Origin of the sequence: Tumebacillus amylolyticus, from assembly GCF_016722965.1 — a bacterium.
In the GTDB taxonomy this organism is placed as follows: domain Bacteria; phylum Bacillota; class Bacilli; order Tumebacillales; family Tumebacillaceae; genus Tumebacillus; species Tumebacillus amylolyticus.
This window is the reverse complement of sequence record NZ_JAEQNB010000022.1, coordinates 1-3,613: the sequence shown is the minus strand read 5'-3', so window position 1 is coordinate 3,613 and position 3,613 is coordinate 1. Positions and strand designations below refer to the sequence as shown.

Genomic DNA, 3,613 nt, shown 5'->3' with positions numbered 1-3,613 from the left:
GTAGACGACAGGGTTGATAGGCTGGAGGTGTACGTGCCGCGAGGCATTCAGCTGACCAGTACTAATCGGTCGAGGGCTTATCCTAAGTTCTTGAATCACACACAAAGTTTGCTACACCAGTTTTTCTACTGCGGTCGTGGCGGAATGGCAGACGCGCACGCTTGAGGGGCGTGTGGGGGTTACCCCGTGGAAGTTCGAGTCTTCTCGACCGCACCATCCGAAAAAAAAGCTCCCAGAGTTACAACTCTGGGAGCTTTTTTATATACTTGTAGTAACCAACGTGAAAGAGAGTGAGAGAATGAGAGTCCTGATCATCGGAGGTACCGGGTTCATCGGGCCGTTCGTGGTGCAACAGCTCGTCGAGCAGGGGCATACGGTCGCTGTCTTCAACCGCGGGCGCAGCGACACGAAACTGCCGGAGGGTGTGCAAGTGATTCGCGGCGATCGCCAAGATCTGTCCAAGTATGTCGCACAATTCAAGAAATTTGCACCGGAAGTCGTATTGGACATGATCCCGTTTTTTGAAAAAGACGCGCAGGCCGTTGTGAACACGTTCCAAGGCTTGGCACGTCGGACCGTCATGATCTCCTCCGGCGATGTTTATCAAGCTTTCGGTCGCATTCACGGCAAGGAGCAAAGTCCGGTCGATCTCAGCGTCATCACCGAATCTTCACCGCTTCGCACGGAATTGTATCTCTATAGAGGAGCCCGGACGGGCGAGTTTTTTGACAACTATGACAAAATCCCTTGTGAGCGTGCGTATCTGAGCAAGCCGAACTTGTTGCCGGGCACGATCTTGCGCCTGCCGGTGGTGTATGGCCCGCGTGACAACCAGCATCGTTTCCGCTCCTACATCGACCAAATGGTCGAAGAGGTGGGGGAGATCAAGTTGCAGAAGGAATGGGGCAATTTCCGATGGACCCACGGGTATGTGGAGAACATCGCGCATGCGATCGTCTGCGCCGTCACCGACAAGCGGGCTGCCAACCGCATCTACAATGTGGGAGAACCGGAGACGCGCCCGTTCCGCGATTGGGTGCGCGATGTGGGCACGCAATTCGGCTGGGAGGGAGAGATCTCTCTGGTGAATCAGGATGAACTCCCGGAATCGGAACGCACCGATTCTAATTTGGAACAACCGATGATCTTTGACACGTCGGCGATTCGTCGTGAATTGGGGTACGAAGAGATCGTTCCGTACGAAGAAGGTCTGCGCCGCACCATCGAGTGGGAGCGCACCACCGACGAATCCGACCTCACCGATATCACGTGAGGAAGGGGAAAACGCCTGTGTCCGCGAGGGGCACAGGCGTTTTTTTTATGATTCGTTTTCGTGGTTCCATTTGTGGTTGATGTAGGCGATGAGGAGTGTGAGGGCCCCGAGGATGAACAGAACGAGCACTTTGTAGATCGTGTCGGAGCCGGCGAGGTCGACGAGGATCGTTTTCAGAGCGACGAGGCCGAGTACGATCGAGCCGAACCAGCGGAACGCGGCTTGTTTGCTGTAAGCTCCCCAGAGAAACAGCAAAAGTGCGTAGAGACCCCAGGAGAGGGAGAGGCTCAGCCAGAGGTTGTGGGGATCGAGGTTGTAGTAGTGCCAGAGGTTGAGGATCTGGAATGTGAGAAGCCCGCCGACCATGACGTGACTGGAGACGGCGAAGAAGGTGGAGAGGGCTTCAGAGTCCGCTTTTTTGGAGTTGAATTGGACTTTGACGGATAGGTAGAAGCCGAGTGCGGCGAGGACGATCCACGCTGCGCCGGATGTGTTCAGGAAGGGCAGGAAGGTGTGGAACCACAGGCCGAGCGGGGCGTCCCAAGTGGCGGCGAACCAATAGAGGGAGACGCAAATTGATTCCGGCGGCGAGTAGTTTGTAGAGGTCGCTGGCTTTTCGTTGTCCGACCATGAGGGCGGCGAAGGTGACGGCGCTCCAGAAGTAGACGGAGAGCAGGGGTTTGAACTCCCAACCCCGCCCGAATTCGGAGCCTGAGATGAGCAGAAGCAGGACGCCGGCGATCAGTTTGCTGTAGAGGGCGAGGGTGGCGTTTCGATTGCCTTGGTAGACGACGAGTGCGGCGAGCAGGTAGACGACGCCCATCGAGGCGAGTGGTACGGTGTAGGAAACGACGCCGTCGGTGAGGAGCAGGGACCAGAGGGTAAACAGCACGCCGTTGGCGAATCCTAGGTAGAGGTTGAGGCCTTCGAAGTTGCGGTTTTGCTGCCAAGAGGAGTAGAGGAAGCTCATGATGTAGAACAAGAAGGCGGCTGCTGCATAGCGCAAGGGCAGGGTCCACGTGTCGGGGTCGAAGTGGATGTAGTAGACGAGGTAGAGTAGCCAGGTTCCGATGAAGGCTTCGGCGCGGAGTTCGAACCAGTTTTTCTTGATGCTGAGGAAGAAGTAGGCGGCGTTGATCACCAGCAGGTAGAGGAACAGGGAGAACACTTGGTCGTTCTCCGGCTGCAAGATGAGCGGTGAGATCAGTCCGCCGAGGAGCGAGATGTGCATCAGGATACGCAGGTTGTAGCGGTAGGCGAGCACCGTGATGCCGGCGGTGATGACGAGCATGGAGAGAAAGACGGTCATGGAGCTCCAGAGATTAAAGTACACACCGGCGAAGGAACAGGTGGTGTACAACAGGGCGGTGCCGAGTCCGGTGACGACTTGGGCGAGGATGAGGTTGACGCTCAGCAGTTTGCGTACGCCCAGCAGAATGACGCCGACGCCGACGAGCATTCCTGCGGCGATCTTGAGGCTGTCGGAGATCCAGCCTTTGTCGACGGCGTATTTGAAGAGGTAAGAGAAGGCCAGAATCAGAAAAAGGGCTCCGAGCAGTGTGATCCAGTTGCGTTTGAAGAATTGACCCATGATGTGTAGCACCTCCTAATTAATGGAGAATAGCGATGTCGCGGATTCGGATGATATTACAAGCATTGGGGAGAAGCGGGCAGGTGACGCCCGTGTAGAGCCATTGTTTGTTTGTATTTGTTTCGACAAAGTGATTGAGGTGGACGTGCATTCGTGTTAAGATAACTCCTGTCAACAGCACAGGGGCATAGTTCAGTTGGTAGAACGTCGGTCTCCAAAACCGAATGTCGTGGGTTCAAGTCCTGCTGCCCCTGCCAATTTCCTTTATGACAAACATACGTTGGGGAGTCGCCAAGCGGTAAGGCAACGGACTTTGACTCCGTCATGCGAAGGTTCGATCCCTTCCTCCCCAGCCACCATACGCGCCCTTAGCTCAGCTGGATAGAGCGTTTGACTACGAATCAAAAGGCCGGGAGTTCGAATCTCTCAGGGCGCGCCATTTCTTCATTATAAGCGGGTGTAGTTCAATGGTAGAACTTCGGCTTCCCAAGCCGACAGCGTGGGTTCGATTCCCATCACCCGCTCCATGTGGGCCCATAGCTCAGTTGGCTAGAGCGCACGACTGATAATCGTGAGGTCGGAAGTTCGAATCTTCTTGGGCCCACCACTGATTTACTTTTTACTTCTTGATCCTTGAAAACTAAACGAGTGATAGATGAAGATCGATTCGAGTCAGAACCAAACTTTTATTGAGAGTTTGATCCTGGCTCAGGACGAACGCTGGCGGCGTGCCTAATACATGCAAGTCG

The 3,613-nt window shown here is 55.1% G+C and carries 3 protein-coding genes, 6 tRNA genes and 2 rRNA genes; 9 read left to right on the top strand and 2 right to left on the bottom strand.

Features of this window, described 5'->3' with window-relative positions; genetic code table 11:
* From JJB07_RS23575 to JJB07_RS23565, 3 genes are all read left to right on the top strand, one after another.
* Positions 1–85 (top strand): 23S ribosomal RNA (locus tag JJB07_RS23575); the annotation flags it as partial.
* A gap of 45 nt (positions 86–130) precedes the next feature.
* Positions 131–216, top strand: a tRNA-Leu gene (locus tag JJB07_RS23570).
* A gap of 82 nt (positions 217–298) precedes the next feature.
* Positions 299–1,273, top strand: a complete 975-nt coding sequence (locus JJB07_RS23565; RefSeq protein WP_201638496.1) for an NAD-dependent epimerase/dehydratase family protein — start codon at positions 299–301, stop codon at positions 1,271–1,273.
* A gap of 45 nt (positions 1,274–1,318) precedes the next feature.
* On the opposite strand, the gene JJB07_RS23560 is transcribed toward JJB07_RS23565, so the two are convergent.
* Together JJB07_RS23560 and JJB07_RS23555 are read right to left on the bottom strand one after the other, a co-directional pair.
* On the bottom strand, positions 1,319–1,780 hold the full coding sequence (locus JJB07_RS23560) for a DUF2339 domain-containing protein (RefSeq protein WP_236588348.1): 462 nt from the start codon (positions 1,778–1,780) through the stop codon (positions 1,319–1,321).
* Positions 1,677–2,864 carry a DUF2339 domain-containing protein gene (locus tag JJB07_RS23555; RefSeq protein ID WP_201638494.1) on the bottom strand — a complete coding sequence of 396 codons (1,188 nt, stop codon included), beginning with the start codon at positions 2,862–2,864 and terminating at the stop codon, positions 1,677–1,679. The genes JJB07_RS23560 and JJB07_RS23555 overlap by 104 nt, the downstream gene beginning before the upstream one ends.
* Positions 2,865–3,045: 181 nt before the next feature.
* Here JJB07_RS23555 and JJB07_RS23550 point away from each other — a divergent pair.
* From JJB07_RS23550 to JJB07_RS23525, 6 genes are all read left to right on the top strand, one after another.
* Positions 3,046–3,121 (top strand) — tRNA-Trp (locus JJB07_RS23550).
* A gap of 24 nt (positions 3,122–3,145) precedes the next feature.
* Positions 3,146–3,220 (top strand) — tRNA-Gln (locus JJB07_RS23545).
* A 6-nt stretch (positions 3,221–3,226) separates the two neighbouring features.
* A tRNA-Arg gene (locus JJB07_RS23540) sits at positions 3,227–3,303 on the top strand.
* Positions 3,304–3,317: 14 nt separating this feature from the next.
* Positions 3,318–3,391: transfer RNA gene (locus JJB07_RS23535), tRNA-Gly, on the top strand.
* Between the two features lie 3 nt (positions 3,392–3,394).
* Positions 3,395–3,471, top strand: a tRNA-Ile gene (locus JJB07_RS23530).
* 78 nt (positions 3,472–3,549) lie between these two features.
* Positions 3,550–3,613 (top strand): 16S ribosomal RNA (locus JJB07_RS23525); the annotation flags it as partial.